Source organism: Colwellia psychrerythraea 34H, assembly GCF_000012325.1.
Taxonomy (GTDB): Bacteria; Pseudomonadota; Gammaproteobacteria; order Enterobacterales; family Alteromonadaceae; genus Colwellia; species Colwellia psychrerythraea_A.
The window spans coordinates 3,980,043-4,006,307 of the sequence record NC_003910.7 but is presented as its reverse complement, the minus strand read 5'-3'; the positions used below and the strand labels follow the sequence as shown (position 1 = coordinate 4,006,307).

Here is a 26,265-nt window from a genome sequence, read left to right as displayed (position 1 = left end):
ACCTGAATGTCGTTTATAAAAAAAATTAATCGAGAGTTATAATATGAAAAAAATGCTTGGATTTAGAAGTGCTCTGATTGTATCAATGAGTGGCTTAATCGTCTTTTGTTTATTAGTCTCCAATTGGATGTCTTATAATGAAATTCGAAATAATACGGTTGAAAACGTGAATGAAACATCCCAAGGCATGATTCGTTATGAAGCCGATAAAGTTGAAACATGGTTTCAGTCTAAAGCTAAATTAATTGATGAATTGGCTAATAATTATGTTAATGGCTCTTATCAAGATAATTTTGTTGGTATTGCTAAATTAGCGCAAACTGCAGGTGATGTTACTGCAATATATATTGGTTTTGATGATGGTAGAGCATATTCAACATCGGTTGGTGATGCGTGGGTTGATGGTGTTGCAAAACCTGAATTATATGACCCAACAAAGCGTCCTTGGTACAGTCAAGCTAAAGCCAGTAATGTATTGGATATAACAGCAGTTTACCCTGATGCAACTACAGGGAATGATGTTGTTTCAATTATTAAAGTGATGAATGATGGTGTCGCTTTAGCAGATATTGAACTTACTATTTTAGGTGATACTGTCAAAGGCATTAACCAGCCGGGTGCGATATCAGTTATTACTGATGAAGAAGGAAATGTACTGGCTTCGACTTCTAAGATTGTGGTCGTGGGAACACCTTTTCGTAATGCGGGCATGGCAGAGCTTGAAAGAGAAATGCTGTCACAAGATGAAATGATGAAAGACTATACCTTGAATGGTGTAGATAAAATTGCCTTTACTAAATCAATAGAGCTGGTTAATGGTAAAAAATGGTACTTGTTCGTTGGTATTGATAAATCGGTTGCTTATGCTTCTTTAGACACCGCGCTTAATCAAGCCGTGATCTCTTCTATTGTAATGATTATTATTGGAATTGCAGTACTGCTACTGGTTTTACAAGCGCTGTACCGACCTATTTTATTGCTTAAAGAAATGGTTCATGACTTGTCTAAAGGTAATGGTGACTTAACGTCTCGCTTACCTGTGAAGAATAATGATGACCTAGGTCTTATTTCTGAAAATATAAATTTATTTATTGAAAAACTACAACGACTAATGCTTGATGTTTCGCAATCGAGTACAGAAATTGACGTTAGTATAAAAAAACTTAGAGATGAAGTTGATTCAAATGGCACCATTCTCAATGCACACATGATTGAAACTGATCAAATCGTTTCCGCTATCGAAGAGATGAGTGTTACCGCAAAAGATGTTGCTCAAAATAGTAATGATACAGCAGCGTTTACGCAAACAACCAATACTCAGGCATTGAAATCTAAAGAATCGGTTGGAGAAGCCACAGCAATCGTTGCAAGGTTAGTTAACGAAGTTGAAAATACGGCTAACAGCATTTCAGAAATTGAACGAAATACCTCTGATATCAATAATGTATTGAAAGTCATTGGAGATATTGCTGATCAAACAAATTTATTAGCGTTAAATGCAGCCATTGAAGCCGCGCGAGCGGGTGAATATGGCAGAGGTTTTGCAGTGGTTGCTGATGAGGTTAGAGCTCTTGCTGCTAAGACTCAAGACAGTACAACAGAAATTGAGCATACCCTTTTACAATTGCGAGAAGGCTCTAGTTCTGCCATTTCTACCATGGGCTCAACTAAATCCACCTGTTTAGAAGTTGCTAAATCAACAGAAGTGGTTGCGGGGGATTTAGGCTCAATTAATGAATCTGTAAGCCAAATAAACGATTTAAATCTACAAATTGCTACGGCGGCGGAAGAGCAAAGTTGTGTCTCTGATGAAATAGCCCGAAATATGACGGCAATTAGTGATATGGCAAATGAACTCGTGGTAAATGGTAATAATAGTCTTGATCAAACGATAGAGTTAGCCAATGCCAATGTTAACTTGAAAGCGTTAGTTGCTCAGTTTAAATTAAGCTAACGTGACGTAAGCATTAATAGTCGTTGAGCGTACAACCAAGTAATTTTTTTGCTTGGTTGTACCTATTGTTCAAAAGTATTTTTGCTCTCAATTACTTAGCTACTTAGCTACTTAGCTATTTAGGTAATCTTACCCCTCTCTTGCTAGCCATTCTCTTATACTACTTCACTACCAGAGATACGCTGTCAGAACAGCTGCTCAATGAACGTCATTTTTAATCGTGACTTAATGATATCTCAACTCCTGCACCTTTCCCCAAAATACACGATATGAAAATACGGTATAACTGATGATCACAGGGACTACTATGATTGCTCCCCAAAGAATAAAGCTTAGTGACTCGGGCGCTGCTGCAGATTGCCAAATGGTTAACTTACCCGGCACAATGTAAGGGAAGAAGCTAAAAGCTAAGCCAAAAAAGCATAAGGCAAAAATAATGACAGCGGCAACAAACGGTCGCCAGCAACCTTTATCATTTTGAGCTGGTAAGAGTTTTAGCTGCTGTTGACTATAAACAAATAAGGCAAAGCACAGTATTGGCAAAGGTAAAATATATAAGGTTGTGGGCCAAGCAAACCATTTCGCGTAGACATCAGGGTTAATTAATGGGTTTACTGCAGAAACCGCTACTACGCCAATAAAACATAGAATCCCAGTCCTTTTGGCCCAGTTAACTGCTTGAACTTGTAACGCGCCCTCTGTTTTCATGATTAACCAACAGGCACCAATATAAGCATATGCTGCAGCGACACCAAAAGCACTCAGTAAACTAAAAACATAAGCAGCTAGTGTGTCTTCAAAGCCCATCACATACATACCAAGCATATAACCTTGGCTCATGGCAGCAAGTAATGAGCCCACCTTAAATACTTTGTTCCAGGTAGGTTTGTGGCTAAATGCCGCCTTAGCTCTAAAATCAAATGCCACGCCGCGCAATACTAAGCTAATTAATAAAACCGCGGTTGGTAAATAGAGTTCTTTAAATATATGACTATGGGCTGCAGGAAAAGCAATTAATAACAAACCAATTGCTAGTACTAGCCAAGTTTCGTTAGCATCCCAAAAAGGCCCTATTGAGGCGATCATAGTATCGCTATCATCTTTTTGTGTTAGTGGCAGCAGTATACCAACACCTAGGTCATAACCATCTAAAATGGCGTATAACAAGATAGAAAATCCCATCAGTGAAACAAAAATTACCGCCAGTGAATTAGCTTCAAACATAATTATTCTCCTTTGCTGTCATTGAGATAATCACAGGTTTAACTTTTTCGTCATCTGTTATTTCTTCAATTTCAACCGCACGATTTGCCATGGTAAATAGTGTGTGTAAATAAGCGGTCATTAACACCACATATAAAATGAGATATAGGGAGAGTGATAAAGCAACATTACCTGGTGCTATATCGGTGGCGGCATCTTTCACTGTTAAAATGCCCGTCACTAGCCAAGGCTGTCTTCCTATTTCGGTTACATACCAGCCAGCTAACGTCGCTAACCATCCCGAGAAACTCATGGCCACTAAAACTTTTAATAACCACCGTGGCAAAGGTTTATTCCGCCAAAGTTGTATGCGACCCGCCCACGAAATTATTAGCATTAACATGCCAACACCAACCATAACTCGAAAGGCATAAAATAGTGGTGCCACCGGTGGGTGATTACCTTCAAACTCATTTAAGCCTTTAATTTCTCCTTGAAGATCATGGGTTAAAATGAAACTTGCCATGTTGGGTATTGCTAGCTCGAAATGATTAGTTTTTTCCTGTTCATCTGGAATAGCGAAAAGTAATAGCGGAGCCCCTTTTTCGGTATGCCACACGCCTTCCATCGCTGCAATTTTTTGTGGCTGATGCTCAAGTGTATTTAACCCGTGCATATCACCAATAAAAATTTGTAGGGGCGTTAAAAACATTGCCACTGTTAAAGCTATTTTTAGTGTCAGTTTTGGCGCTTGTTTATCGTCACCTTTAAGTAATCTATAAGCACTGATGCCGGCGACTAGAAAGGCTGCAGTTAAGCCTGATGCAACAACCATATGCGATAATCGATAAGGAAATGATGGGTTAAAAATAATAGCCAACCAATCGACAGGAAAAGCAACACCATCGCGCATTTCATGACCTTGAGGGGTTTGCATCCAAGAGTTAAGGGCCAAAATCCAAAAGGCAGACAAGGTTGTCCCTATGGCAACAATAAGGGTCGCTAAAGTGTGTACTCTTGCTGAAACCCTATTCATACCAAATAACATAATACCGAGAAAACCAGCTTCGAGGAAAAATGCGGTTAATACTTCATAACCTAATAACGGGCCAGCAATATTCCCAACCGTTTCCATGAATTTAGGCCAGTTAGTACCAAACTGGAACGACATAGTAATGCCCGTAACGACACCAATGGCAAAAGTGATGGCGAATATTTTCACCCAAAATCGATAGGCGCGCATCCAAACCGGCTCACCAGTTTGAACAAAACGTAATTTGAAAAAAAATAGAAACCAACTTAACGCTATAGTGATTGTTGGAAAGAGAATATGAAAACTTATATTGGCGGCAAACTGAATGCGTGACAGCATTAGCGTTTCAAGCATAACGGACTCCATTAGCCCACCACTTATATGTTTATAAGTATCGGACTGTAAATTGAAAATGTTCTTTGAATGGTGACAATAAAGTTAAACGGACACTTAACTTTTATTAATTAATTTGTCTTTAAGGTTGATGACTTTACTTACCCCAGCACCTAATTTCATCAGGGTATTAAGCTTCTCTGGACTCATGCTTTGTAACTCACCAGCCCAATGGGTGACGGTCTCTAGTAAGTCATGAATTTCATGCATCTTCTCTTGTGCGTACACTTCTTTTTGATTGGCAGGCTCATCCAATAAATTATCGCGTAAGAGTGAAAGGGTAGGGTCAATTTCGCGTTTACGACGTTCTTCAAATACTCGGGTAGCCATCTCCCAAATTGTTCCTGCTGGAGAGTAATACTCTTTTCTATCTTTAGGCTTATGCTGAACTTGCACTAAACGCCATGATTGCAGTTCTTTGATTCCCATGCTGACATTGCCGCGAGATATATTAAGTGCTTCAGAAATATCTACAGCGGTTAATGGCTCTTGATGAATAATAAGCAAGCCATACATTTGACCGACAGTACGGTTAAAGCCCCAACGGCTGCCCATTTCGCCACAATGCATTACAAAGGATTCAATTTTTGAAGTAAGTATCATAATAGTGTTCTGAGGTTTCAGTAATTTCTGAAAGTTTAAACTTATATTGATATAGATCAAGTTTTAATTATATTTATTTTTGTTCAGCATCAATTTATTGAGTGATAATTAGGGAAGTCTGAAAAAAGTTACCTTGCGGGTTTTTATCATTTTCGATGATAAAGAGCGAATAAAGCAACATGATTGCAGAAATTCAAGTGATAAGGATGTATTGAAAGAAGGTGGTTATTGACCAGGGGAACTTTTATTGGCCAAAAAAAAGCATGTCATCAAGACATGCTTTTAATCATTTATCTAGAGCTAGATAAGTCGCCGTTAAACTAATAAATCCTGAATATTGGCTAAATCTTTTTTACCGTTGATGATTTCATCAGGTGTTAACCCTGATAATTCATGCGGGAAAACTAACCATTCATCAGAAGTATGAATGTAGTAATCAGGAGCAAAATCAACTCTTGAGTTTTGAGGCTTATACCAAGGACAAGCAACACGAACATCAAGAGGCATATTGTTACGCATGTTTTGCTTTAACTGTTTAATTAAGGCATCAATACTGCGACCAGAATCAAAAACATCATCAACGATTAATAAACCATCGCCTGAATTAGCATTTTCAATAATGTAATGTAGGCCGTGAACTTTGATCTCTTTACTTTGCTGGTTAATGCCGTAATAAGATGAAGTACGAACAGCAATGTGATCCGTTTCTATTTTTTTGAAATCGAAATACTCTTGAACAGCGATACCAATTGGTGCACCGCCACGCCAAATACCTACAATAAACTGAGGGCGAAAGCCATCTTCAAATACTTTAGCGGCTACACGAAAAGAATCTTCTAATAATTCTTGCGCAGTAATAAAACGTTTTTCCATTGCCGAGGAAACCTTGTTAACAAATTATAAATTAAGGACTGATTATAACCCGACAATTAAAAATAGTGTACTGCTTGAGTGCTTATAAATAACAAGGGTATCGATTATATCAAACTGAAGCGCTTTAAAAGGGAAGTACTGAGCTAGTTTTTTAAGCTGTAGGCGTAGAGGAGGATGCTCTGAACATAATTTTATTCGTGCTTAATAGTTTGTGAAAAAGGAATAAAAACTCCCGTTTATTCTTCGGGATTAAATGATATCCCAACCCTCATAAAGTTCATTAATCAATTATTAGCTAATGCATTCAAGATCCTTCAGGGTTACAAATGATCACAATGCATAACTAGACTGACTGATTTATTTTGGATGTAGTGTTATTGTTCTTTTAGGGAATTTAAGCAAATAACTATTTATTTAAGGGATATTATGCCTAACCGTTTATCAATCGTACTAGCTGGCGCGACTGGGCTCATCGGTAAATCAACTGTAGAGATAGCACTAGCCAATGATAGTGTTGAACACATCTACTCTCTATCACGTCGCCCTATAACAATAGCGCATAGCAAGCTGACTCAATGGTTGAGTCCTGATTTATCAATACCCTCTGAAGGTGATGTAACTAACTCGCCAATTATCGGTGTGATCACATTAGGAACAACTTTGAAAAAAGCAGGAAGCAAAGAAAAACTTAGAGTGATTGATGTCGATTTAGTGGTTAAAGTCGCCAAAGACATGTACTCGTTCGGGGTGAAACATATTATTGTTGTCTCTTGTTTAGGTGCCTCTGTTAGCTCTCGTTCGCACTACCTTCGTTGCAAAGGTGAAATGGAGGCAGAGTTACAACAACTTGAGTTTGAAAAAATCACATTTATGCACCCTGGCTCATTAGTCGGCTCTCGTGAAGAAACAAGAAAAGATGAGAAAGTACTTCAATGTGTTTTGAATATGGTAAGTCCTTTAATGATTGGTGTGTTGGCTGATTTTAAACCAGTAAAAGCACATGATGTCGCAGAGGCTATTATTCAGTTAGCGACTCAACGAAGTAATAATATTAGCAAACGGATAGAACACATAAGAACACCTCAAATACTTAATTTATGCATGTAATTAGATCCCACTTCATACTTTCAACAAGAAGTTGAAAGAATAACAAGCGTTGACCAAAATTGGGCTCTTTATAAAAGAAGGAGCTTTTAGTTATTGCGGCCTCTCTAATTGCTACCATGATATTTCCAGATAAGTCTGCTCTTTTGGGGTTGGCTTTGACGCCAATTTTGATCGGTCTTCCTCTCGGAATTTTAATTGCGGTACGCCTAGGCACTACCAAGCTTAAGGTCGCAGTGACCGTCTTGTTTATATCACTTTGTTGGTCAAGTTTATCTTACATTGTGACGTTAAATGGAGTAGATCAACTAGGCATATAAATGATCAGAGCGTAAGGCTATGGTTTATCTCTTGTCTTTTTTATACATGTGATCAAATTGCTTTTATTAAAGGTTATGTCACTGTGATTTTTTTTGGAGGCTTTATGTCTAGAAACTCTGATTATGAAAATATGAAATTTAAAATATATCTATAATTACTTATAGATAGTACGAAATCTTTCGTTTTTGTATGCTATAAAAGGTAATAGCATTATTTCAGATACTTAATTTACCATAAGGTTAAAAAGGAAATATGAGACGAACTTCATCAATTTTAAAAAAACATAGATCAGGGGAGCGAGTATATGTACCAAGTGACTCGCGTGATAATCAATATATTTTAGCTGAGATCCCGCTAACGGATAATTTAATAGACTTAGTCTGCGGTGGTATTGATAAAACGGCAGACAAACCCTATCAAAAATTCTATCAATCCTTGTCTCATAAAGTTTTTGATATCGTCGAGGAACATGGACTTTCACACGTAAACTTTGTTGCGAATAACCGTTTAGTTAGAGTGCGTTATAGTGGTGAACAACAAGTTTTACATACAGAACAGCAGTCATTTTTCTTTTACTGCCCTGAGCATAATAGTACTTTTAAAGGGTATTTTGATGGCGCTGTTCGCGCTAGAAAAGTTAAAATACTTTTCTTAGCCACAGGACAAGAATTAAGAGTAAACTCCGGTAAATTCCATTTTAAAGTTTCTCAAGCAATCAAAGATATCTCGAAAAAAATTGGTTTAGCTGAAAATGAAATTAAGCTGCGAGATCACCAACATTTAACCTTTGACGTTTTTGCCAAAGAAAAAGGCGATACTAACTCTATTAGCCATACCTTTAGAGAAATAGCTGACAGGTATGAAAGTCAAAACCAGAGTATTTCCAAGGATCATACTTCGATAACTTATGTAGTTGCGAGTATACCTATGGCACGTCGTTTATTAAAAGGCGCAGACATTGATTATTTGTCGGATGAACCATTTAGCAAGCTTTATCAAAAAATTGAAAGTGCTTTTAATAACTCCTGTAATGCCAATCAAATTAACCAAGCTGCGATGATAGCTAACGGTGTATCACCCTTTGTTCGTTATGATGAAGATGAGACAACAAACGTTGCCGGTGAGCTAATATCGATAGGGGTTAATCCAAACAATGCTGAAAGACGTTTTTGTGTGCATTGGGAAGCTGATCGGTTAGTTGATACCTTACGCTTTGTATTTTTTGCTGATAAAAGTGATGAAACTCACCATAATTATGGCAAGTTCGTCAATCAAGCTATTACGGCAGTAAGAGCGTTTTCTGATGAAGTAAATTGGAAAAAAGAAAGTGATGATATTATTGTTCGAGTACACCAACATATTATGTTGAATGTTTAATTCATCTCAGCTCGGAATAAGCAAGGTTACTCAATAAGTAACATAGTGCCTGCTTAAGTTGGCTCTGTTAATGAATAAATAGCTAACAAACAAAAATCCAATACAAGTGTTGGATTTTTTATTTTTAGAGCTCGAATAGTCTTAAATCAGGGGTGTTTTATGGGTATTCTTTGCTTTACCCTTTAGATAACCCCAATCAAAACCTTTTAAAATAAAGGCCTGTACGGCATATTTCAGACAATAAAAAAGAATGCCGAAGCATCCTTTTCTTTTTATTCTCTATTTTTTTATGTATTCCCATATACGCTAGGGACGTAAATGGGACATCGATAAAATATTCTTTTGCAATCTATTGATTTTCAAAAGGTTTCTTTGGTGGAGCGGGGGGGAATCGAACCCCCGTCCAAAAAGCCTACGTTCTCGGTACTACATGCTTAGTCGCTCATTTATTTAACCAATTAGACGCCAAGCGACAGGCTTCGTCATGGTGAGCTTGATACTATTTCGCGGTTCAGCCTCAAGCGTGCTTCCCTCGCTATCCTATTTGGGGTGACCATCGATCCTCTAACCAATAGGAGAGATTTCAAGGCGATGGCTAGCCTAAGCGGCTAGTGCGAACGTATCGTCGTTAGCAATTATAGTTTTGCGGCTTTTTACCAGGCAAACCGCCCCTGGGCATGCACCTTGAGTTTCATGAATCTTGTCGAATCCTAGATCCGCCCCAAAGTTTAACATTTCTACATTTTCTATTATTTTTACAATTATAGGTTCGATATACCTATGGATCGCATTATACAACGCTTAAGTTAAATAGACAACGTGGTATTTTTTAACCACTTACCTAACAAACAGCCTAACAAATTATCGATCTAAGTTTTTATTCTTCATTAAACGACCTTTATCAACAGCCCATTCTCTGTCTTTAATATCGGAACGTTTGTCGTGATCTTTCTTACCTTTACCCAAGTAAAACTCGAGTTTCACCCAACAGGCTTTCCAGTACATAGCCGTTGCAATCAAAGAGTAACCATCACGTTCAACAGCTGCAATGATTTTATCTAGCTCTCTTCGGTTAAGTAATAATTTTCTATCACGGTTTGGATCACATACAACGTGACTAGAAGCAGCATTCAGAGGAGATATTTCAGCTCCTAATAAATAAGCTTCACGGTCTTTAATATGTACGTAACAGTCAGAAATATTTACTTTGCCACTTCTAATACTCTTAATTTCCCAACCTTGTAAGCTCATTCCGCCTTCAAACTTGTCCGTTAAGCTATAGTTGTGCCTCGCTTTTTTATTTAAAGCGATAGTATTACTGTTAGAGCTTTTTGATTTTTTCTTAGCCATCTTTATCATCCATTCCTTTGCCGCAATAAGCAGCAAACGCGGTGATTATACTGAGAATAAATTTCTTTTGCATGAGAAAATCCTATTTAGGATGAAAATTTATGGATTTAGACCAAATCTATTAAGATATCTCTCACTCAGCGAGAATTAAAAGTCTTAGAGGCAAGGCATTGATTGAAGAGAATGGTTGTTCAGGATAATTGCTCCTGCATTATCTAATAAGCTTCATCCACGCAGCGTCCTTGTCGAAATTAATAACACCGCATGTAAGCCTTTACTCTTGATTAGGTACTCGCCCTTCGGGAACTCATTAGTAAACTGATAACATCACAAAATGAATGAAATATAGAATAACTATGTTTAAATAATTTTTCTTGTTTTAAGCTCACTACTGTAGTTCTGAGTTATGAATATATTTAATAGAATTGGTCTGATGCGCTTTTTGTGAGGTTTTGCTATCATGTCGGGCATTGAATGGGGGCAACATGCGGAGTAGTAATGCCAACCATAAGTCGTAGTGCTTTAGTTATGTACAGTGTTGATCAGATGTACCAGTTAATAAACGATATCCCAGCCTATCCTAAGTTCTTACCAGATTGTAATGACAGTAAGGTTATAGACCAAGATGAGCAGTCAGTAACAGCAGCGTTACTTGTCTCTAAAGGTGGGTTAAGTAAGTGGTTCACAACTAAAAACACCTTGATATCTAATGAAAAAATTCATTTGTCACTTGTTGATGGCCCTTTTAAAAAACTTGAAGGTTATTGGTTACTCACGCCTTTATCAGATGAAGCTTGTAAGGTTAGTTTAGAGTTAGAGTATGAGTTTTCTAATAAACTTGTTTCTTTGGCTTTTGGTAAAGTATTTGGCCATTTTAGTAATAGCTTAGTGCAAGTTTTTACCCAGCGAGCAAAAGAAATTTACGGAGTTAATGTGTAATTATGACTTTCGAAAACAGCGAGTTAAGTAGTCTTGATGATTCAGTGAACAATGACAGGGTAACCATAGAAGTTGTTTATGGTGTTCCACACAAACAAAAAATATTAACCTTATTGGTTGCAGAAGGTTCTACTGTAGAGCAAGCCATTCTCGATTCGGGCGTTATCACTTTATTTCCTGAAATTGACCTTAAAGTTAACAAAGTAGGTGTTTGGAATAGGGCAGTAAAACTATCTGAAGTCGTTAACGATCTCGATAGAATTGAAGTCTATCGTCCATTGATAGCTGATCCTAAGGATGTTAGAAAGCGTCGAGCGGAAAAAGCGAAATTAGAAGGGCGAGCTGATAAAACAACAGGTGGTCGTGTAAACCCTTTGAGAGTTGACGCCAATAAATAGCTCTACAAATATTTAGTTTGTAATAGGCATAAAAAAAACGGCATTCATGCCGTTTTTTTGTACCCAAGTTTTACCAAGGTAAAGAGCTCATTAACTGTTTGTTATCTATTTACCGTTAATAGTCTTACTTTTAACAACAGCCTTTGCTTCTTCATTGAGCTCAGTGTCATTTGCCGCTTCAGTTTCTACTACAGGCGCATTGAAAGGGGTATTAAAATTATCAGATACCTCAAAGTCTCCTGAAGCTGAGACTAACTTGTCATTAGAAAAGTTAATAATAAATTGCTTTTTCATATCGAAATCTTTGCTTCGGCCAGACTTCAACTTGTAGACATAATTCCAAGTATCATTATTGAAAGCATCTACAACAACAGGGCTACCCAAAATAAATTTAACCTGTTCCTTGGTCATACCTACTTGTAATTTATCAATGCTCTTTTGTTCAAGGTAATTACCTTGGGGAACATCGTAACGAAAAACCCAACTAGAACAGGCTGATAAGGTTAGGGCAGTAATAACAATGGCAACGCGAAAATACATAAAATCTATTTACCTTTAAGTAGCTCAAAAAAACAGGCTAAAAGTGTGAGCAGGGATAATACCCAAGCCCAGCACGGATTCAAAGCTATTTATTACATCAGTTAAAAAAACTCTATTTGCATCACGACAATGAAAGTAGGTAGTTCACCTGTTATCGGATCCCTTTTTACTAAAACGGTGTGTGTAAATGAGCTTAGCTGGCTAATAGCTCTTGCGCATTTGCTAAACTGTGTTGAGATATTTTATCTCCTGCAAGCAAACGAGCAATTTCTTTGACCCGATTTGATTCACTTAGTTCACTTACTTTAGTTTCAGTGAGTTCGCCATCAGTCAATTTGCTCACAAAGAGTTGTTGATGTCCCTTACATGCCACTTGGGGTAAATGGGTAACACAAATTACTTGAGTATTTTTAGATAGCTGCTTTAACTTTTTACCTACCATAGCCGCTGTTGGGCCACTAATTCCGACATCAACTTCATCAAATATTAGTGTTGGCGTGATCACTTTATCGGCCAAAATAACCTGCATAGCTAAACTGATGCGAGATAGTTCACCACCGGAGGCAACCTTATGCATAGCCTCAAGCGCTTGCCCTGGGTTAATGCTAACTTGAAAGCTAATAGTATCACTACCATTGGTATTGATAGTTTCTTTGCCATTTTCTTGTTTTTTATTATTCTCAACGGCAATAAAGAATTGTCCGTGGGGCATGTTCAGTTCTTGCATGCTTTTACTGATCAGCTTGCTCAGGCTTTTACCTGATTTTTCTCTTGATGCTGATAACAGTTCAGCGCTTTCATTATAATGAATTCTAGTCTGCTCTAATTCTTCAATAATTGTATCAATGCGGGTTTCATCATTAGATATTGAAGCGAGCTGTTGTTTTAATTCACTATGGAAGTTAACTAGATTTTCTGGTGACAGTTGGTGTTTTTTGGCCAACTGCACTGCGGTAGAGTAACGCTCTTCAATGATCGCATAATTTTGAGGGTCTAGTTCTAATTGCTGATAATAGTGCGTTAAATCGTTATTTGCTTCATCTAATTGAATTAAGGTATCTGATAATATAGTGGCTACATCAGTTAATTGATTATCAACGCGTGCGATTGAATTGATATTTTCGCTACACTCTCTAAGTGCATCTAAGATATTGAAATTATCATTTTCGGATAGGCTTTGTAATGTGCTTAGCGTTGAGTCCAATAAATCTTGCGCATTACTATGGCGTTTATAATCTTTTTCTAGTGTTGAAAACTCATCAGGTTGTAATGAAAATTCGTCCAGTTCAGTTACTTGGTACTGGATGAGTTGTTGTTCAGCTTCACGTTGTTGTTTGCTTTGCTGCAGCATTTCTAATTCTTTATTAAGCTTATTCCACTGCTGGGCATAATGTTTTACTGCACTTAACAAAGGTGTGTGGTTGGCATAATTATCAAGCAAACGACACTGTTGATTCGCTTTAACGATAAGCTGGTGATCATGTTGACCATGGATATTAATTAACAGCTGTCCAATTTCTTTTAATTGCACTAAAGGCACTTGGCTGCCATTGATATATGATTTTGAGCGGCCTTCAGCGGAGATAACACGGCGAAGAATACATTCGCTATCATGCTCAGAAACGAGTTCATGTTGTTTTAGCCAAGCGCGCGCCATTTTATTTTTCTTTATTTCAAATGTGGCGGCTAAATCAGCCTTTTTGCAGTTTGGTCTAACCACATTAGTGGTTGCTCTATCACCTAAACATAAGCCCAGCGCATCAATAGCAATTGATTTTCCCGCGCCAGTCTCACCGGTAATTGTCGTCATACCTGATTGCCAATCAATATCTAATGAACGGACAATGGCAAAATTTTGAATGTTAAGTTGCAGCAGCATAGTTAACCTTTGGCAATAAGCATGAATAAAAAACCAGTAACTGTTAATTTATACAGTAAATGGCTTTTATTCAAGTTTATTTGAAACTATTTGCTTATTTTTTGATAGTAATGCTGGCTACTACTCATAGTTAAGTAGCAACAGGAGGTTAATAAAGTTTGTTACCCCAGCTTAATTTATTTCGTAATACGTTAAAGTATTCATGATCTAATGGGTGGATTAAACGAATGCTGCACTCACTCTTTTTGATGATAACTTCGTCACCAGGCATTACCGTTAAAATAACATGACCATCACAACTCACTTGCAAGTTTTCATGGTTATCGTTGGCTAGTATCAATTTGATTTCACTATTTCCATCAACAACAATTGGTCTACTTGTTAAGGTATGAGGAAACATAGGTACGAGCGATAGTGCATTTAAGTTGGGCGTTAAAATAGGTCCACCAGCAGACATCGAATAGGCCGTTGAGCCAGTAGGTGTGGAAATAATTAACCCGTCTGAACGCTGGCTAAACATAAAGGTGCCATCAATATAAACTTCAAACTCAATCATGCTGGCAACTTTACCGGCATGGAGTACCGCTTCATTAACCGCGCTATTTGAACTTTTTAGTTTTCCGTGACGATAAACTTCAGCCTCTATAATAAAGCGTTGTTCACTACGTGACTTGCCTGATAATATTTGCTCTAAAGGTTTTATGATTTCAGAAGGAGAAAGATCGGTTAAAAAGCCTAGGTTACCGCGGTTTACACCAATGACGCCAATATCGAAACAGGCGAGTACGCGCGCTGCGCCAAGCATGTAACCATCACCACCAATAACAATGGCGAGATCTGCTTGTTCGCCAATATCAGTTAATGTGCCGGTTTTCATCTTTTTGATATCGAGAGATTGCGCTACTGAAACTTCGACAATAACTTTATACTCATTCGCTAATAAGTATTTGTGCAATGTTTGTATGGTGGCACTGGCGCCATCATGATTAGGTTTGCCAATAAGGCCAATAGTTTTATAGTGTTGAGCCATAACGGTAATTTACTTATTTTGCTAGGGTTAAGAGCAGTTTCGCTGGATTTTGCTCACTTGTAAAGTTCACTTTTTACAAAATGTTTTTAAATCAAGCTTGAATCATTTTAGAGAGTCCCCATAATGTCACCAAGAGTTATAAAATTGAGGTTTTTCCATGACAACAGAATCAACAAGTAATAAAGAAGAGTTAAGTGCTGAGCAATTAGCAGATGACATAGTACAACAAGCTGAAGAGCAGGTAGAAGATCAACATGATCATGCCCATGAAGTGATTAGTGCTGAACAAGAAAAAATTAACGAGTTAGAGCTAGCATTAGCTACAGCTCAATCTACCGTTGCGGATCAAAAAGATTCAGTTATTCGCGCTAAAGCAGAAGTAGACAACATTCGTCGTCGGGCTGCTCAAGATGTAGAAAAAGCACGTAAGTTTGCTTTAGAAAAATTTGCTGGTGAAATGCTAACAAGCGTTGATAACTTGGAGCGAGCGCTTCAAAATATTGATAAAGAAGATGAAAGTAATAAAGGTGTTATTGAAGGCGTTGAATTAACGTTACAAGGCTTAATTACTTCTTTAGATAAATTTGGTGTAAAGGCTGTTGATCCACAAGATCAACCTTTTAACCCTGAACTTCATCAAGCAATGTCAATGCAAGAAGTACCTGGAGTAGCGCCAAATACTGTTATTGCAGTAATGCAAAAAGGTTATGAGTTAAATGGTCGTTTAATTCGACCTGCGATGGTGATGGTATCTAAAGCTGCACCAACTGTTGATGCTACCGCGTAGTAAATAAATCAAACTGACAATGATTGAATAAAAAAGTAAAGAGCTTAGCTCTTTACTTTTTTTTTGCCTGAATTTTGGTCTTTTTGAAAAAAAGTTTCTATTTTTGAAATAACTTCGGGGAAACAAGGTCTTTTACAATACCATTCTTTTATTTATCCCCTGTTTATTATGAATCATATTTTTAGAACGATGTTTTTTGTTTTTGTTAGCCTTATTATTGGGGCAAGTTTTACGGTAAACGCAAATGAAACAGCTAAACCTTGGCAATTAAAAACTCAAAATGGCGAAGTGATTAGTTTAGAGCAGTATAAAAACAAGCCAGTCATTTTACATTTTTGGGCAACTTGGTGTCCTTATTGTAAAAAACTACAACCGACGTTAGTTGCCTTGCAGAAAAAATATCAAGCACAAGGTGTAGAACTCATCTCAATTAGCTTTAATGAAGACGAGGGTGCAAAGCCTCAAGATGAAATTAATCGCAGAGGTTACTCTTTTTTAACAGGAGTAATGGGGGAAGAGGTTGCTAAACTTTATGGCGTTAGAGGAACACCAACAACATTTTTCATTAATCGTAAAAATGAAATAATTTGGAAAACATCAAGTTCAGACAAAGCTGATCCTCGTTTTGATCTAGCGCTACAAGAAATAATTAAAAATAATTGATAATGTAAATTTCGAGTCAAAACTCCACTAAAGGTAATGTTCTCTAGTAACATTGCCTGTTTCCCTTCATTTTTTGCTTAAATCTTAACAAAAAGCCATTTTTTTTAAATTTATCTATTGAAAAGCATTTTGCTGACCCCACTTATTATTCAACAAACAATTTAATCAAAATTACTTTATCTATGTAGATAAAGTTAAATGAATAGGAGCTCCCAAGATGGGCAAAATTATTGGTATTGACCTAGGAACAACTAACTCATGTGTTGCTGTTTTAGATGGCGACAGTGTACGTGTTATTGAAAATGCAGAAGGCGATCGTACAACTCCTTCTATTATTGGTTATACAGCCGAAGGCGAAACATTAGTAGGTCAACCTGCTAAGCGTCAATCTGTAACTAACCCAGAAAACACTTTATATGCAATTAAACGCTTAATCGGTCGTCGTTTCGAAGATAAAGAAACACAACGTGACATCGATATTATGCCATTTGGTATTGTTAAAGCGGATAACGGTGATGCTTGGGTTCAAGTAAAAGGCGAGAAAATTGCTCCGCCACAAGTTTCAGCTGAAGTTCTTAAGAAAATGAAAAAGACTGCTGAAGACTTCTTAGGTGAAACCGTAACTGAAGCTGTTATTACTGTACCTGCTTACTTTAACGATTCACAACGCCAAGCAACGAAAGATGCTGGTCGTATTGCTGGTCTTGAAGTCAAACGTATTATCAACGAACCTACTGCTGCTGCCCTTGCTTACGGCATGGACAAACAAGAAGGTGACAAAGTTGTTGCAGTTTACGATTTAGGTGGTGGTACATTCGATATTTCAATCATTGAAATTGATGAAATGGATGGCGAACACACTTTTGAAGTATTAGCGACTAACGGTGATACTCACTTAGGTGGTGAAGATTTTGATAACCGTTTAATCAACTACCTTGTAGCTGAATTCAAAAAAGACCAAGGCATGGACTTAACGTCTGATCCTTTAGCAATGCAGCGTTTAAAAGAAGCAGCAGAAAAAGCTAAATGTGAACTTTCTTCAGCACAACAAACAGATGTAAACTTACCTTACATCACTGCTGATGGTTCAGGTCCTAAGCACATGAACATCAAAGTGACTCGTGCTAAGTTAGAATCACTAGTTGAAGATATGGTTAAAGCAACATTAGAGCCGCTTAAACAAGCGCTTAAAGATGCAGACTTATCAGTAAGCAAGATTGATGATGTTATTTTAGTTGGTGGTCAATCTCGTATGCCACTAGTTCAAAAAACTGTTACTGATTTCTTCGGTAAAGAGCCACGTAAAGATGTTAACCCTGATGAAGCAGTAGCTTCTGGTGCGGCGATTCAAGCGGGTGTTCTTTCTGGTGATGTGACTGACGTTCTTTTATTAGACGTTACACCACTATCATTAGGTATCGAAACTATGGGCGGTGTGATGACTAAGGTTATCGACAAAAACACTACTATCCCAACTAAGCAATCACAAACTTTCTCTACAGCTGATGATAACCAAGCTGCAGTAACTGTTCATGTTTGTCAGGGTGAGCGTAAGCAAGCTTCAGCAAACAAATCTTTAGGTCAATTTAACCTTGAAGGTATTGAACCAGCACAACGTGGTACACCACAAATCGAAGTAACTTTTGATATTGATGCTGATGGTATCTTGCACGTTACGGCTAAAGATAAGAATACTGGTAAAGAGCAAAAAATCACTATCAAAGCCTCTTCTGGTTTATCTGATGAAGAAGTAGAGCAGATGGTACGTGATGCAGAAGCTAACGCTGATGCTGATGCTAAATTTGAAGAGCTAGTAACTGCACGTAATCAAGCTGATGGCATGATTCACGCGACTCGCAAGCAAGTTGAAGAAGCAGGCGAAGAGTTACCAAGCGAAGATAAAGAAAAAATTGAAGCAGCATTAACTGAGCTTGAAGAAGCAGTTAAAGGTGATGATAAAGAAGTAATTGAAGCTAAAACTCAAGCACTTATGGAAGCATCAGCTAAGTTAATGGAAATTGCTCAAGCTAAAGAACAAGCTCAAAGCGCTCCTGAAGGTGCTCAAGAAGCTGACGCAGCTCCTGCAGACGATGTTGTTGATGCTGAGTTTGAAGAAGTTAAAGACGACAAGTAATTTTTGATTCGCTAAGGTTAGGTTTTATTACTTAATCTTAGCAAGCAAAAGAGTTAGACTATGTCATCAAAATAAAGCGTCGATATTTCTCGACGCTTTTTGTATGTAAAGTATTCGAACATAATTTTAACTTGGTGCTAATTTTCTTGATTTTTATTGTGTAGCTCACCAAAAAATGAAGAAAATTAGTCTCAATCAACTTGAAGTAAAGAAACCGATTTATGTCAAAACGTGATTATTATGAAACATTAGGGGTTAGCCAAGACGCCTCTGAGAAAGAAGTTAAAAAAGCCTATAAAAAATTAGCAATGAAATATCACCCAGACCGTACTCAAGGTGATAAGTCTAAAGAAGAAACGTTTAAAGAAGTTAAAGAGGCCTATGAAATCCTCAATGACGACCAAAAGCGTGCTGCTTACGACCAGTATGGTCATGCTGCTTTTGAACAAGGTGGTAACGGTGGCGGCGGCGGTGGTCATGGTGGTGGATTTGGTCAAGACTTCGGCGATATTTTTGGTGATATTTTTGGAGGCGGCGGCGGTGGTCGTGGACGTCAGCGTCAGCAACGTGGTTCAGATTTACGTTATAACGTAGATTTATCACTTGAAGATGCGGTTAAGGGTAAAAGCTTAGAAATTAAAGTACCGACGTATGTTAGCTGTGAACCTTGTGATGGCTCTGGAGCTAAGAAAGGCACTTCAGCTAAAACATGTAGCACTTGTCATGGCCACGGCCAAGTACAAATGCGTCAAGGGTTATTTGCTGTTCAGCAAACGTGTCCTACTTGTAGTGGCAAGGGTAAAGTTATTGCTGATAAGTGTACTTCATGTCGTGGTCAAGGGCGTGTGGAGAAAACGAAAACGTTATCAGTTAAAATTCCAGCGGGCGTTGATACTGGCGATAGAATTCGTTTATCAGGTGAAGGTGAAGCCGGAGAACATGGCGCACCAGCAGGCGATTTATATGTACAAGTAAATGTACGAGACCACGAAATATTTGTTCGTGATGAAAATCACTTATATTGTGAAGTGCCTATTAGCTTTGTTACTGCTGCCTTAGGTGGTGATATTGAAGTACCGACGCTTGGTGGTAAAGTTAAGCTGAAAGTGCCTAAAGAAACACAAACAGGTAAGATGTTCCGTTTGCGTGGTAAAGGCGTTAAGTCTGTACGTAGTTCTACTACCGGTGATTTGATGTGTAAAGTCGTTATTGAAACGCCTGTTAACTTATCAGGTGATCAGGCTGACTTATTACGTCAATTAGAAGAAAAAATGGCGAGTAGCAGCAAGAAACACAGTCCAAAAGAAACCGGTTTTTTTGACGGTGTTAAGAAATTTTTTGATGATCTTAAAAGCTAGTACTTATAGCTAATTAGAGCGTCAAAATAAAAATCCCGCAGTTATTGTTAAATAACGCGGGATTTTTTATGAGGCACTTTTAACAATTATGGGTTAATAGTTACTCGTCAAAATTGGGTAAAATACCACTGCGACTGTGTTCAAAGACTAATGATGTTTCTACGGTCGTCACTTCATCACGAGAAGTAATATTTTTAAAAACAAACTGACGTAAATGCTCACTATCTTTTACTGACATATGAATGTAGTAATCATAACTACCACCCATGTGGTATAAATTGAGTATCTCAGGGTGCATTAATAAATCGTCACGCAGTCCATTAACAATCTGCTCAGAATAGGGTTGTAAACGAATTGCTGCAATTGCTTCTATATTACCGCCGATAGTTTTTAAATTAACATCGATAAACGCACCTTTAATTACACCACTTAGTTTTAAGCGCTTAACACGCTCTAAACATGTAGATGGGGCAATACCTATTTTGGCTGCAAGTTCTTTATTCGTAATATCTGCATCATCATATAGTATGGTCAATACTTGTAAATCGATGCTATCGAGCTTCTTCATTTATCACCTATAAGTTTATTACTGCTTCATTAAAGTAAATACTACACTTAATGCAGGTAGTGCGACTAGTGAAATAAGTGTATTATTTGAATTATTGACGTAAATAATTAAATTATCCGAATTATTTTTAGACTTAAGTCTAAAATCTTGTGTTATGTCGTGATAAAGTCGTTACAAAATTTCACATTTATAATGTTTGCCACTGCTATGTAATTTGACATATTATGGCTACATCTCTCGATACGATTACTTCTCATTATAAAAACTATAAGGTTTACTCTATGACTTTGCTTTGGATACCCTTGCTATCCTTACTTGGCAGTATTATTTCTTCAATGACGGGTAAATTAACGCGTAATCAATCGACTGGTTTGACCATGTTAATGCCGATCATCGCATTATTAATGACGATTAGCTTAGCGCCAGCAGTTTTTTCTGGTGAAGTTATTCGTCGAACTATTTCGTGGATCCCTTTACTGGGTATAGACATCGCCTTTCGTTTAGATGGCTTAGCGCTGTTGTTTGTTTTTATGATATTAGGCATAGGCATATTAGTTATCTTTTATGCTCGTTATTACCTAAGCAGTAAAGACTCTATGCCCAAGCTTTATGCTTATCTGATGCTGTTTATGACCGCGATGCTTGGTATTGTCATGTCAAACAATATCATACAGCTGTGGTTTTTTTGGGAACTTACCAGTATTAGCTCGTTTTTGTTAATTAGTTATTGGTGGCATAAAGCTGAAGCACGTAAAGGTGCAATAATGGCCTTAGCCATAACTGGTGGTGGCGGTTTGGCATTACTCGCTGGTTTGCTTTTATTGGGTAATATCGTTGGTAGTTATAATTTAGATATTATTTTAGAGAGTAAAGACATTATTCAAGCACATGCTTGGTATGAAGTAACCTTGATATTAGTACTGCTAGGTGCTTTTACTAAGTCAGCACAATTTCCTTTTCATTTTTGGTTGCCACATGCGATGGCCGCGCCAACTCCGGTAAGTGCTTACCTGCATTCGGCCACCATGGTTAAAGCGGGTATCTTCTTATTAGCACGTTTTTATCCTGCTTTAGCTGGTACAGACCTATGGTTTATTCTTGTCAGTTTAACCGGACTAACCACCTTATTATTTGGCGCTTATGTAGCGTTATTTAAACATGATTTAAAAGGTTTATTAGCCTATTCGACCATCAGTCATTTAGGTTTAATCACATTATTATTAGGATTGGATACTCAGCTTGCAGCAGTAGCCGCTATATTCCATATAATTAATCATGCAACATTTAAAGCCTCTTTGTTTATGGCGACCGGTATTATTGACCATGAAACAGGTACGCGTGACATGCGAAAACTCAACGGTATGTGGCGATTTATGCCTTATACTGCAACGTTGGCAATGGTGGCAGCGGCGGCGATGGCTGGTGTGCCATTATTAAACGGCTTCTTATCTAAAGAAATGTTTTTTGCTGAAACGCTACATCAACAATTACTTGGGTCTATGTCTTGGCTTATTCCAGTTCTTGCTACTGTTGCAGGTGCTTTAGCGGTGGCTTATTCGGCACGCTTTATTCACGATGTTTTCTTCAATGGTGACCCGATTGATCTACCAAGACAACCCAGTGAACCGCCTCGTTATATGAGAGTGCCAATTGAGATACTGGTTGCTTTATGTTTAGTCGTGGGGATATTTCCAAATTTTATTGTTGACGATATTTTAAAAGCAGCGTCCTTTGCTGTAATCGGTGGATATGTACCTGAGTTTAAAGTTGCTCTATGGCACGGTTTTAACTTACCACTCTTGATGAGCGCCATCGCAGTAACCGGTGGTGTATTACTGTATACACAGCGCCGTTATTTATATCAATATCATGCTTCATTGCCTAATTTGGACGCTAAAAAAGCCTTCGATAGCAGCATTTATGTCGTGACAAAGTGGTGCCAACGTAAAATATGCGCCATTGAAAACGGTTCTTTACAACGCTATTTAATCTTAATGTTTGTTGTTGTCTTGTTTTTCGCTGGTTGGCCATTATTTGAAATGAGCCAGTTAGGCGGACAAAAACAACTTACTCCAATTGATGTTCATAACGCAATTGGTGCTTCATTGTTAATGATTGGTGCTATTAGTACTGTGATTTGGTATCGCACTCGTATGATATCGCTGTTGATGATTTCGGTTGTTGGTTTAATGGTGTCTGTCGCGTTTACTCGTTTCTCAGCACCTGATTTAGCATTGACCCAATTAACAGTTGAAGTAGTCACCATTGTTTTACTGATGCTGGCATTATTTTTCTTACCGCAACGCTCGCCAAAAGAGTCTAGCTCGATTCGTGTATTACGCGATTTAGGCATCTCAGCCGGTTTGGGTATCGTGGTTAGTAGTATTTGTTATGCCTTAATTACCCGTCCTCTCGAATCTATCTCTGATTTCTTTTTAGCGAATGCTAAAACAGGTGGCGGTGGAACTAACGTTGTTAATGTTATTTTGGTCGATTTTCGTGGCTTTGATACTTTAGGTGAGATCTGTGTACTAGGTATTGCAGCATTAGGTATTTCAAAACTGTTAGTCAACTTACCATTAATTATGCCAAGTCATGATAGTGAAGGGCGGCCTTGGGCGAAAGAACGCTACCCTATTTTATTAGCGAGTATTTCTCAGTCATTACTGCCGTTGGCATTAATGGTGTCGTTTTATATTTTCCTACGCGGACATAATCTGCCCGGTGGTGGATTTATCGCAGGTTTAGTGACGGCAATCGCTTTTATCTTGCAGTATATAGCGCATGGTTCAAACTGGATTGCAGAGCGCTTAACCATTAATTACCGCAAGATTATTGCATCAGGGATTATTATTGCGTTATTTACCGGGGTTGGCAGTTGGTTCTTTGGAAGACCTTTCATGACAACGTGGTTTGATTACTTTGATATTCCTTTTATTGGGGAAATAGAACTCGCTAGTGCTTTGATATTTGATGTAGGTGTTTATTTTACGGTCGTTGGTGCGACATTAATGATTTTAGCAAGTCTAGGTCAATTAACAACAAATGCGCCTAAAGAAGGGGTGAAGATTTAATGGAGTTACTTTACGCATCTTGCGTTGGGATTTTAGTGTCTTGTGGCGTATTTTTAATATTACGTTCTAGAACTTTCCCTGTTGTATTAGGGCTAACTATGCTCTCTTACGCGGTTAATTTATTCTTGTTTTCTTCAGGGCGACTTAGCCTTAATAAAGCTGCTGTACTAGGAACTAGTCCTCAATATGCTGATCCACTGCCACAAGCTTTAGTGTTAACTGCGATTGTTATTGGTTTTGCTATGACGGCCTTTGTGGTTATTTTAGCCATCAGAGGGCGAGCAGATTTAGGAAGTGATCATGTAGATGGTCTGGTGCTCGATAAGAATAGTGATAAAAATAACGATAAAAATAAAAAGGGTAAAGTATGATCCAGCATTTGACATCTTTCCCCGTATTATTGCCGATGTTGGCAGCGGTTATTTTATTAATGCCGCCCTGCGGTAAAAGTATAGCTATCAGAAGAGTTGCCTCGGTCGTATTAAGTATAATTACCTTTTTAGCATCGTTGGCTTTGTTATTAAAAGTTCAAGTTGACGGTACGCAAGTTTATGCAATCGGCGATTGGAGTGCCCCTTTTGGTATTGTTTTAGTAGCCGACCCTTTATCTACTTTGTTAGCTTGCTTAACCGCACTACTTGGTATTGTATGTGTTTTATATGCATGTGCAGGAGATGATGATAAAGGCAGTTTCTTCCATCCACTGGTACATTTTCTAGTTTTAGGGGTAAATGGCGCATTTTTAACGGGTGATGCTTTTAATCTATTTGTATTTTTTGAAGTATTGCTCATTGCCTCGTATTCATTACTAATGCACGGTGGAGATAAAAAGAATACCCGTGCGGCTTTACAATATGTGATTATGAACCTTGTTGGCTCGGCGGTTTTCTTGATTGCGCTGGGTATTCTATATGGGGTCTTAGGGACTCTGAACATGGCTGACATGGCTCAGAAAGTTGCACTTTTACAAGGTGATGATGTTTACCTAGCTAAAATAGGTGGCTTGTTGCTGTTGGTGGTTTTTGCTTTAAAAGGCGCCTTGTTACCGCTACATTTATGGCTACCGAATACTTACGCTACAGCGATGCCTATTGTCGCTGCATTATTTGCAATAATGACAAAAGTTGGCGTGTACTCAATGATGCGTGTTTATACGTTAATCTTTGGCGATGAAGCCGGTGAATTGAGTCATATGGCGCAAAGTTGGTTGTGGTGGTTAGCACTCGCTACTATTGCTATGGGTACCATAGGGGTTATAGCAAGTAAGGATTTAAGGAAATTAGCCGCCAATTTAGTGATTGTGTCGGTGGGAACCTTAGTCGCTTTAGTTGCTGTTCAAACCGTTGAGGCCAGCTCTGCAGCTATTTATTACTTAGTCCACTCAACGTTGGTCACTGCAGCACTATTCATCTTAGCTGACTTAATTGGTCGTCAAAGGGGGAACGTTGCTGATCGCATTACTGCTGGTCCTCCACTCACTCAACCAAGGCTTCTTGGTGTTTGCTTTTTGATTGCCGGTATTGCGGTGATAGGCATGCCACCATTGTCTGGTTTCATTGGTAAAGTATGGCTGCTTAAAGCTACATTAAATGCTGAATATACCTTTGTATTTTGGCCACTTTATTTACTGGCAAGTCTTGCGATTCTGATTGGTGTGTCTAAAGCAGGCAGCACTGTGTTTTGGCATCATCAAGTTCAAGCGACAGAGAATATAGGGCAAGAGCGCGTTCATCCAGCGCAGCTAGTAGCATTGATTATTCTTATTTCGGGAGCACCATTGATGAGCTTTTTTGCTGGACCTTTAAGTGAGTATGCAATTGATGCAGCTACCCAGTTACATGATTTTAATCACAACATTAAAGTTATCCTTTCAGGAGGTCAGTAATGCGGTTAGATACACGGTTTAAATGGCTACCCGCTCCAATATTGAGCATTTTACTATTTCTTGTCTGGTTATTATTAAATAACAGTGTATCGGCTGGGCATATTGTATTAGCTGTTATCTTAGCCATAGTGATTCCATTGGCGACTAGCCCATTTAGAACTAAGCAGCCATTAATTATCAAGCCAGGTTTAGCGATACGTCATCTACTGTTGGTTTTATATGACATCGTTACTGCGAATGTACAGGTTGCTATTTTGATCTTAGGTCCGACCAAAAAACTGACTCCTGGCTTCATCAAGGTGCCGTTAGACTTAACACACAGTATGCCAATTACCATTTTAGCTAGTACTGTGTCATTAACACCGGGCACAGTCAGCGCAGAGGTGCTGCCTTGGACAGAGACTTTCATCGAAGGACAGGATTCGGAACAACGATTTTTACTGATACACGTTTTAGATCTTAAAGACGAACAAGCCTTAATAAACACAATTAAGCAACGTTATGAAGCCCCTCTTATGGAGATATTTCAATGCTAGAAACTGTGATTTTAATTGTGTTCGCTATGATAGGTTTGTCATTATTACTAAATATATGGCGTTTATTGGTAGGGCCCTCTGTACCTGATAGGATACTTGCGCTAGATACTATGTATATAAATAGTATCGCATTGATTATTTTGTATGGCATGAGTATGGGCACAGCATTGTATTATGAAGCTGCACTGCTAATCGCTATGTTGGGCTTTGTTAGTACAGTGGCAGTATGTAAATACCTGCTACGCGGCGATATTATAGAATAA

At 38.1% G+C, this 26,265-nt stretch carries 23 protein-coding genes and 1 other RNA gene; 14 read left to right on the top strand and 10 right to left on the bottom strand.

From position 1 onward, the window contains the following. Window positions 1–43: 43 nt before the first annotated feature. Window positions 44–1,954 carry a methyl-accepting chemotaxis protein gene (locus CPS_RS17180; RefSeq protein ID WP_011044587.1) on the top strand — a complete coding sequence of 637 codons (1,911 nt, stop codon included), beginning with the start codon at window positions 44–46 and terminating at the stop codon, window positions 1,952–1,954. A 225-nt stretch (window positions 1,955–2,179) separates the two neighbouring features. Here the strand turns inward: CPS_RS17180 and cydB are convergent, their stop codons facing one another. The 4 genes from cydB to CPS_RS17160 form a co-directional block, all read right to left on the bottom strand. Next, the gene (gene cydB, locus CPS_RS17175; RefSeq protein WP_011044586.1) at window positions 2,180–3,178 is read right to left on the bottom strand and encodes a cytochrome d ubiquinol oxidase subunit II; all 999 of its coding nucleotides are present in this window, start codon (window positions 3,176–3,178) and stop codon (window positions 2,180–2,182) included. Then, complete coding sequence (locus CPS_RS17170) at window positions 3,171–4,544, bottom strand: cytochrome ubiquinol oxidase subunit I (protein ID WP_011044585.1); 1,374 nt, start codon at window positions 4,542–4,544, stop codon at window positions 3,171–3,173. The genes cydB and CPS_RS17170 overlap by 8 nt, the downstream gene beginning before the upstream one ends. Before the next feature lie 96 nt (window positions 4,545–4,640). Next, the gene (locus CPS_RS17165) at window positions 4,641–5,186 is read right to left on the bottom strand and encodes a GbsR/MarR family transcriptional regulator (RefSeq protein ID WP_011044584.1); all 546 of its coding nucleotides are present in this window, start codon (window positions 5,184–5,186) and stop codon (window positions 4,641–4,643) included. A gap of 315 nt (window positions 5,187–5,501) precedes the next feature. After that, window positions 5,502–6,059: a phosphoribosyltransferase gene (locus CPS_RS17160; RefSeq protein ID WP_011044582.1), complete on the bottom strand. Its 558-nt coding sequence runs from the start codon at window positions 6,057–6,059 to the stop codon at window positions 5,502–5,504. 426 nt (window positions 6,060–6,485) lie between these two features. Here CPS_RS17160 and CPS_RS17155 point away from each other — a divergent pair, with 426 nt between their 5' ends. Both CPS_RS17155 and CPS_RS17145 read left to right on the top strand, forming a co-directional pair. Then, entirely contained in the window at window positions 6,486–7,166 is a 681-nt protein-coding gene (locus CPS_RS17155; protein ID WP_011044581.1) for an NAD(P)H-binding protein, read from the top strand. A 570-nt stretch (window positions 7,167–7,736) separates the two neighbouring features. Beyond that, window positions 7,737–8,861 (top strand): DUF3083 family protein, encoded by a 1,125-nt coding sequence (locus CPS_RS17145; protein ID WP_011044579.1) that lies wholly within the window; start codon window positions 7,737–7,739, stop codon window positions 8,859–8,861. Between the two features lie 373 nt (window positions 8,862–9,234). On the opposite strand, the gene ssrA is transcribed toward CPS_RS17145, so the two are convergent. Both ssrA and smpB read right to left on the bottom strand, forming a co-directional pair. Further along, window positions 9,235–9,584: a transfer-messenger RNA gene (gene ssrA, locus CPS_RS23040) on the bottom strand. A 138-nt stretch (window positions 9,585–9,722) separates the two neighbouring features. After that, complete coding sequence (gene smpB / locus CPS_RS17140; protein WP_011044578.1) at window positions 9,723–10,211, bottom strand: SsrA-binding protein SmpB; 489 nt, start codon at window positions 10,209–10,211, stop codon at window positions 9,723–9,725. 498 nt (window positions 10,212–10,709) lie between these two features. On the opposite strand from smpB, the gene CPS_RS17135 reads away from it, so the two are divergent. Both CPS_RS17135 and CPS_RS17130 read left to right on the top strand, forming a co-directional pair. Beyond that, window positions 10,710–11,150: an SRPBCC family protein gene (locus tag CPS_RS17135; protein WP_011044577.1), complete on the top strand. Its 441-nt coding sequence runs from the start codon at window positions 10,710–10,712 to the stop codon at window positions 11,148–11,150. A gap of 2 nt (window positions 11,151–11,152) precedes the next feature. Continuing rightward, window positions 11,153–11,548, top strand: coding sequence for an RnfH family protein (locus CPS_RS17130; protein ID WP_011044576.1), 396 nt, complete (start codon window positions 11,153–11,155; stop codon window positions 11,546–11,548). A gap of 105 nt (window positions 11,549–11,653) precedes the next feature. Here the strand turns inward: CPS_RS17130 and CPS_RS17125 are convergent, their stop codons facing one another. The 3 genes from CPS_RS17125 to nadK form a co-directional block, all read right to left on the bottom strand. After that, window positions 11,654–12,088 carry an outer membrane protein assembly factor BamE gene (locus CPS_RS17125; protein ID WP_011044575.1) on the bottom strand — a complete coding sequence of 145 codons (435 nt, stop codon included), beginning with the start codon at window positions 12,086–12,088 and terminating at the stop codon, window positions 11,654–11,656. A gap of 193 nt (window positions 12,089–12,281) precedes the next feature. Then, window positions 12,282–13,967 carry a DNA repair protein RecN gene (gene recN / locus CPS_RS17120; protein WP_011044574.1) on the bottom strand — a complete coding sequence of 562 codons (1,686 nt, stop codon included), beginning with the start codon at window positions 13,965–13,967 and terminating at the stop codon, window positions 12,282–12,284. A gap of 148 nt (window positions 13,968–14,115) precedes the next feature. Beyond that, window positions 14,116–14,997, bottom strand: a complete 882-nt coding sequence (gene nadK, locus CPS_RS17115) for an NAD(+) kinase (RefSeq protein ID WP_011044573.1) — start codon at window positions 14,995–14,997, stop codon at window positions 14,116–14,118. Window positions 14,998–15,154: 157 nt separating this feature from the next. Here nadK and grpE point away from each other — a divergent pair, with 157 nt between their 5' ends. From grpE to dnaJ, 4 genes are all read left to right on the top strand, one after another. Continuing rightward, window positions 15,155–15,784: a nucleotide exchange factor GrpE gene (grpE, locus tag CPS_RS17110; protein WP_011044572.1), complete on the top strand. Its 630-nt coding sequence runs from the start codon at window positions 15,155–15,157 to the stop codon at window positions 15,782–15,784. A 168-nt stretch (window positions 15,785–15,952) separates the two neighbouring features. Continuing rightward, window positions 15,953–16,447 carry a TlpA disulfide reductase family protein gene (locus CPS_RS17105; protein ID WP_011044571.1) on the top strand — a complete coding sequence of 165 codons (495 nt, stop codon included), beginning with the start codon at window positions 15,953–15,955 and terminating at the stop codon, window positions 16,445–16,447. 217 nt (window positions 16,448–16,664) lie between these two features. Next, the gene (gene dnaK / locus CPS_RS17100; protein ID WP_011044570.1) at window positions 16,665–18,581 is read left to right on the top strand and encodes a molecular chaperone DnaK; all 1,917 of its coding nucleotides are present in this window, start codon (window positions 16,665–16,667) and stop codon (window positions 18,579–18,581) included. Window positions 18,582–18,802: 221 nt separating this feature from the next. Beyond that, window positions 18,803–19,939 (top strand): molecular chaperone DnaJ, encoded by a 1,137-nt coding sequence (gene dnaJ / locus CPS_RS17095; protein ID WP_011044569.1) that lies wholly within the window; start codon window positions 18,803–18,805, stop codon window positions 19,937–19,939. 100 nt (window positions 19,940–20,039) lie between these two features. Here the strand turns inward: dnaJ and CPS_RS17090 are convergent, their stop codons facing one another. Continuing rightward, a complete protein-coding gene (locus tag CPS_RS17090) occupies window positions 20,040–20,507 on the bottom strand; it encodes an Lrp/AsnC family transcriptional regulator (RefSeq protein ID WP_011044568.1) in 468 nt (155 codons plus the stop codon). Between the two features lie 281 nt (window positions 20,508–20,788). On the opposite strand from CPS_RS17090, the gene CPS_RS17085 reads away from it, so the two are divergent. Genes CPS_RS17085 through CPS_RS17065 form a run of 5 tightly spaced genes read left to right on the top strand, consistent with a single transcriptional unit; the run spans window position 20,789 to window position 26,265 of the window. Next, window positions 20,789–23,581, top strand: a complete 2,793-nt coding sequence (locus CPS_RS17085; protein WP_011044567.1) for a monovalent cation/H+ antiporter subunit A — start codon at window positions 20,789–20,791, stop codon at window positions 23,579–23,581. Then, window positions 23,581–23,952, top strand: coding sequence for a Na+/H+ antiporter subunit C (locus CPS_RS17080; RefSeq protein ID WP_011044566.1), 372 nt, complete (start codon window positions 23,581–23,583; stop codon window positions 23,950–23,952). Before CPS_RS17085 ends, CPS_RS17080 begins: the two co-directional genes overlap by 1 nt. Continuing rightward, on the top strand, window positions 23,949–25,466 hold the full coding sequence (locus tag CPS_RS17075) for a monovalent cation/H+ antiporter subunit D (RefSeq protein ID WP_011044565.1): 1,518 nt from the start codon (window positions 23,949–23,951) through the stop codon (window positions 25,464–25,466). Before CPS_RS17080 ends, CPS_RS17075 begins: the two co-directional genes overlap by 4 nt. Next, complete coding sequence (locus CPS_RS17070) at window positions 25,466–26,002, top strand: Na+/H+ antiporter subunit E (RefSeq protein WP_011044564.1); 537 nt, start codon at window positions 25,466–25,468, stop codon at window positions 26,000–26,002. The genes CPS_RS17075 and CPS_RS17070 overlap by 1 nt, the downstream gene beginning before the upstream one ends. After that, a complete protein-coding gene (locus tag CPS_RS17065) occupies window positions 25,996–26,265 on the top strand; it encodes a K+/H+ antiporter subunit F (protein ID WP_011044563.1) in 270 nt (89 codons plus the stop codon). Before CPS_RS17070 ends, CPS_RS17065 begins: the two co-directional genes overlap by 7 nt.

Coding starts and splice junctions, on each gene's coding strand:
- dnaJ (WP_011044569.1), top strand. CDS start 18,803: ATGTCAAAACGTGATTATTATGAAACATTAGGGGTTAGCCAAGACGCC.
- CPS_RS17180 (WP_011044587.1), top strand. CDS start 44: ATGAAAAAAATGCTTGGATTTAGAAGTGCTCTGATTGTATCAATGAGT.
- dnaK (WP_011044570.1), top strand. CDS start 16,665: ATGGGCAAAATTATTGGTATTGACCTAGGAACAACTAACTCATGTGTT.
- CPS_RS17080 (WP_011044566.1), top strand. CDS start 23,581: ATGGAGTTACTTTACGCATCTTGCGTTGGGATTTTAGTGTCTTGTGGC.
- recN (WP_011044574.1), bottom strand. CDS start 13,967: ATGCTGCTGCAACTTAACATTCAAAATTTTGCCATTGTCCGTTCATTA.
- CPS_RS17105 (WP_011044571.1), top strand. CDS start 15,953: ATGAATCATATTTTTAGAACGATGTTTTTTGTTTTTGTTAGCCTTATT.
- CPS_RS17075 (WP_011044565.1), top strand. CDS start 23,949: ATGATCCAGCATTTGACATCTTTCCCCGTATTATTGCCGATGTTGGCA.
- CPS_RS17165 (WP_011044584.1), bottom strand. CDS start 5,186: ATGATACTTACTTCAAAAATTGAATCCTTTGTAATGCATTGTGGCGAA.
- CPS_RS17160 (WP_011044582.1), bottom strand. CDS start 6,059: ATGGAAAAACGTTTTATTACTGCGCAAGAATTATTAGAAGATTCTTTT.
- CPS_RS17135 (WP_011044577.1), top strand. CDS start 10,710: ATGCCAACCATAAGTCGTAGTGCTTTAGTTATGTACAGTGTTGATCAG.
- CPS_RS17065 (WP_011044563.1), top strand. CDS start 25,996: ATGCTAGAAACTGTGATTTTAATTGTGTTCGCTATGATAGGTTTGTCA.
- CPS_RS17155 (WP_011044581.1), top strand. CDS start 6,486: ATGCCTAACCGTTTATCAATCGTACTAGCTGGCGCGACTGGGCTCATC.
- grpE (WP_011044572.1), top strand. CDS start 15,155: ATGACAACAGAATCAACAAGTAATAAAGAAGAGTTAAGTGCTGAGCAA.
- CPS_RS17145 (WP_011044579.1), top strand. CDS start 7,737: ATGAGACGAACTTCATCAATTTTAAAAAAACATAGATCAGGGGAGCGA.
- CPS_RS17130 (WP_011044576.1), top strand. CDS start 11,153: ATGACTTTCGAAAACAGCGAGTTAAGTAGTCTTGATGATTCAGTGAAC.
- CPS_RS17090 (WP_011044568.1), bottom strand. CDS start 20,507: ATGAAGAAGCTCGATAGCATCGATTTACAAGTATTGACCATACTATAT.
- nadK (WP_011044573.1), bottom strand. CDS start 14,997: ATGGCTCAACACTATAAAACTATTGGCCTTATTGGCAAACCTAATCAT.
- CPS_RS17085 (WP_011044567.1), top strand. CDS start 20,789: ATGACTTTGCTTTGGATACCCTTGCTATCCTTACTTGGCAGTATTATT.
- smpB (WP_011044578.1), bottom strand. CDS start 10,211: ATGGCTAAGAAAAAATCAAAAAGCTCTAACAGTAATACTATCGCTTTA.
- CPS_RS17170 (WP_011044585.1), bottom strand. CDS start 4,544: ATGCTTGAAACGCTAATGCTGTCACGCATTCAGTTTGCCGCCAATATA.
- CPS_RS17070 (WP_011044564.1), top strand. CDS start 25,466: ATGCGGTTAGATACACGGTTTAAATGGCTACCCGCTCCAATATTGAGC.
- cydB (WP_011044586.1), bottom strand. CDS start 3,178: ATGTTTGAAGCTAATTCACTGGCGGTAATTTTTGTTTCACTGATGGGA.
- CPS_RS17125 (WP_011044575.1), bottom strand. CDS start 12,088: ATGTATTTTCGCGTTGCCATTGTTATTACTGCCCTAACCTTATCAGCC.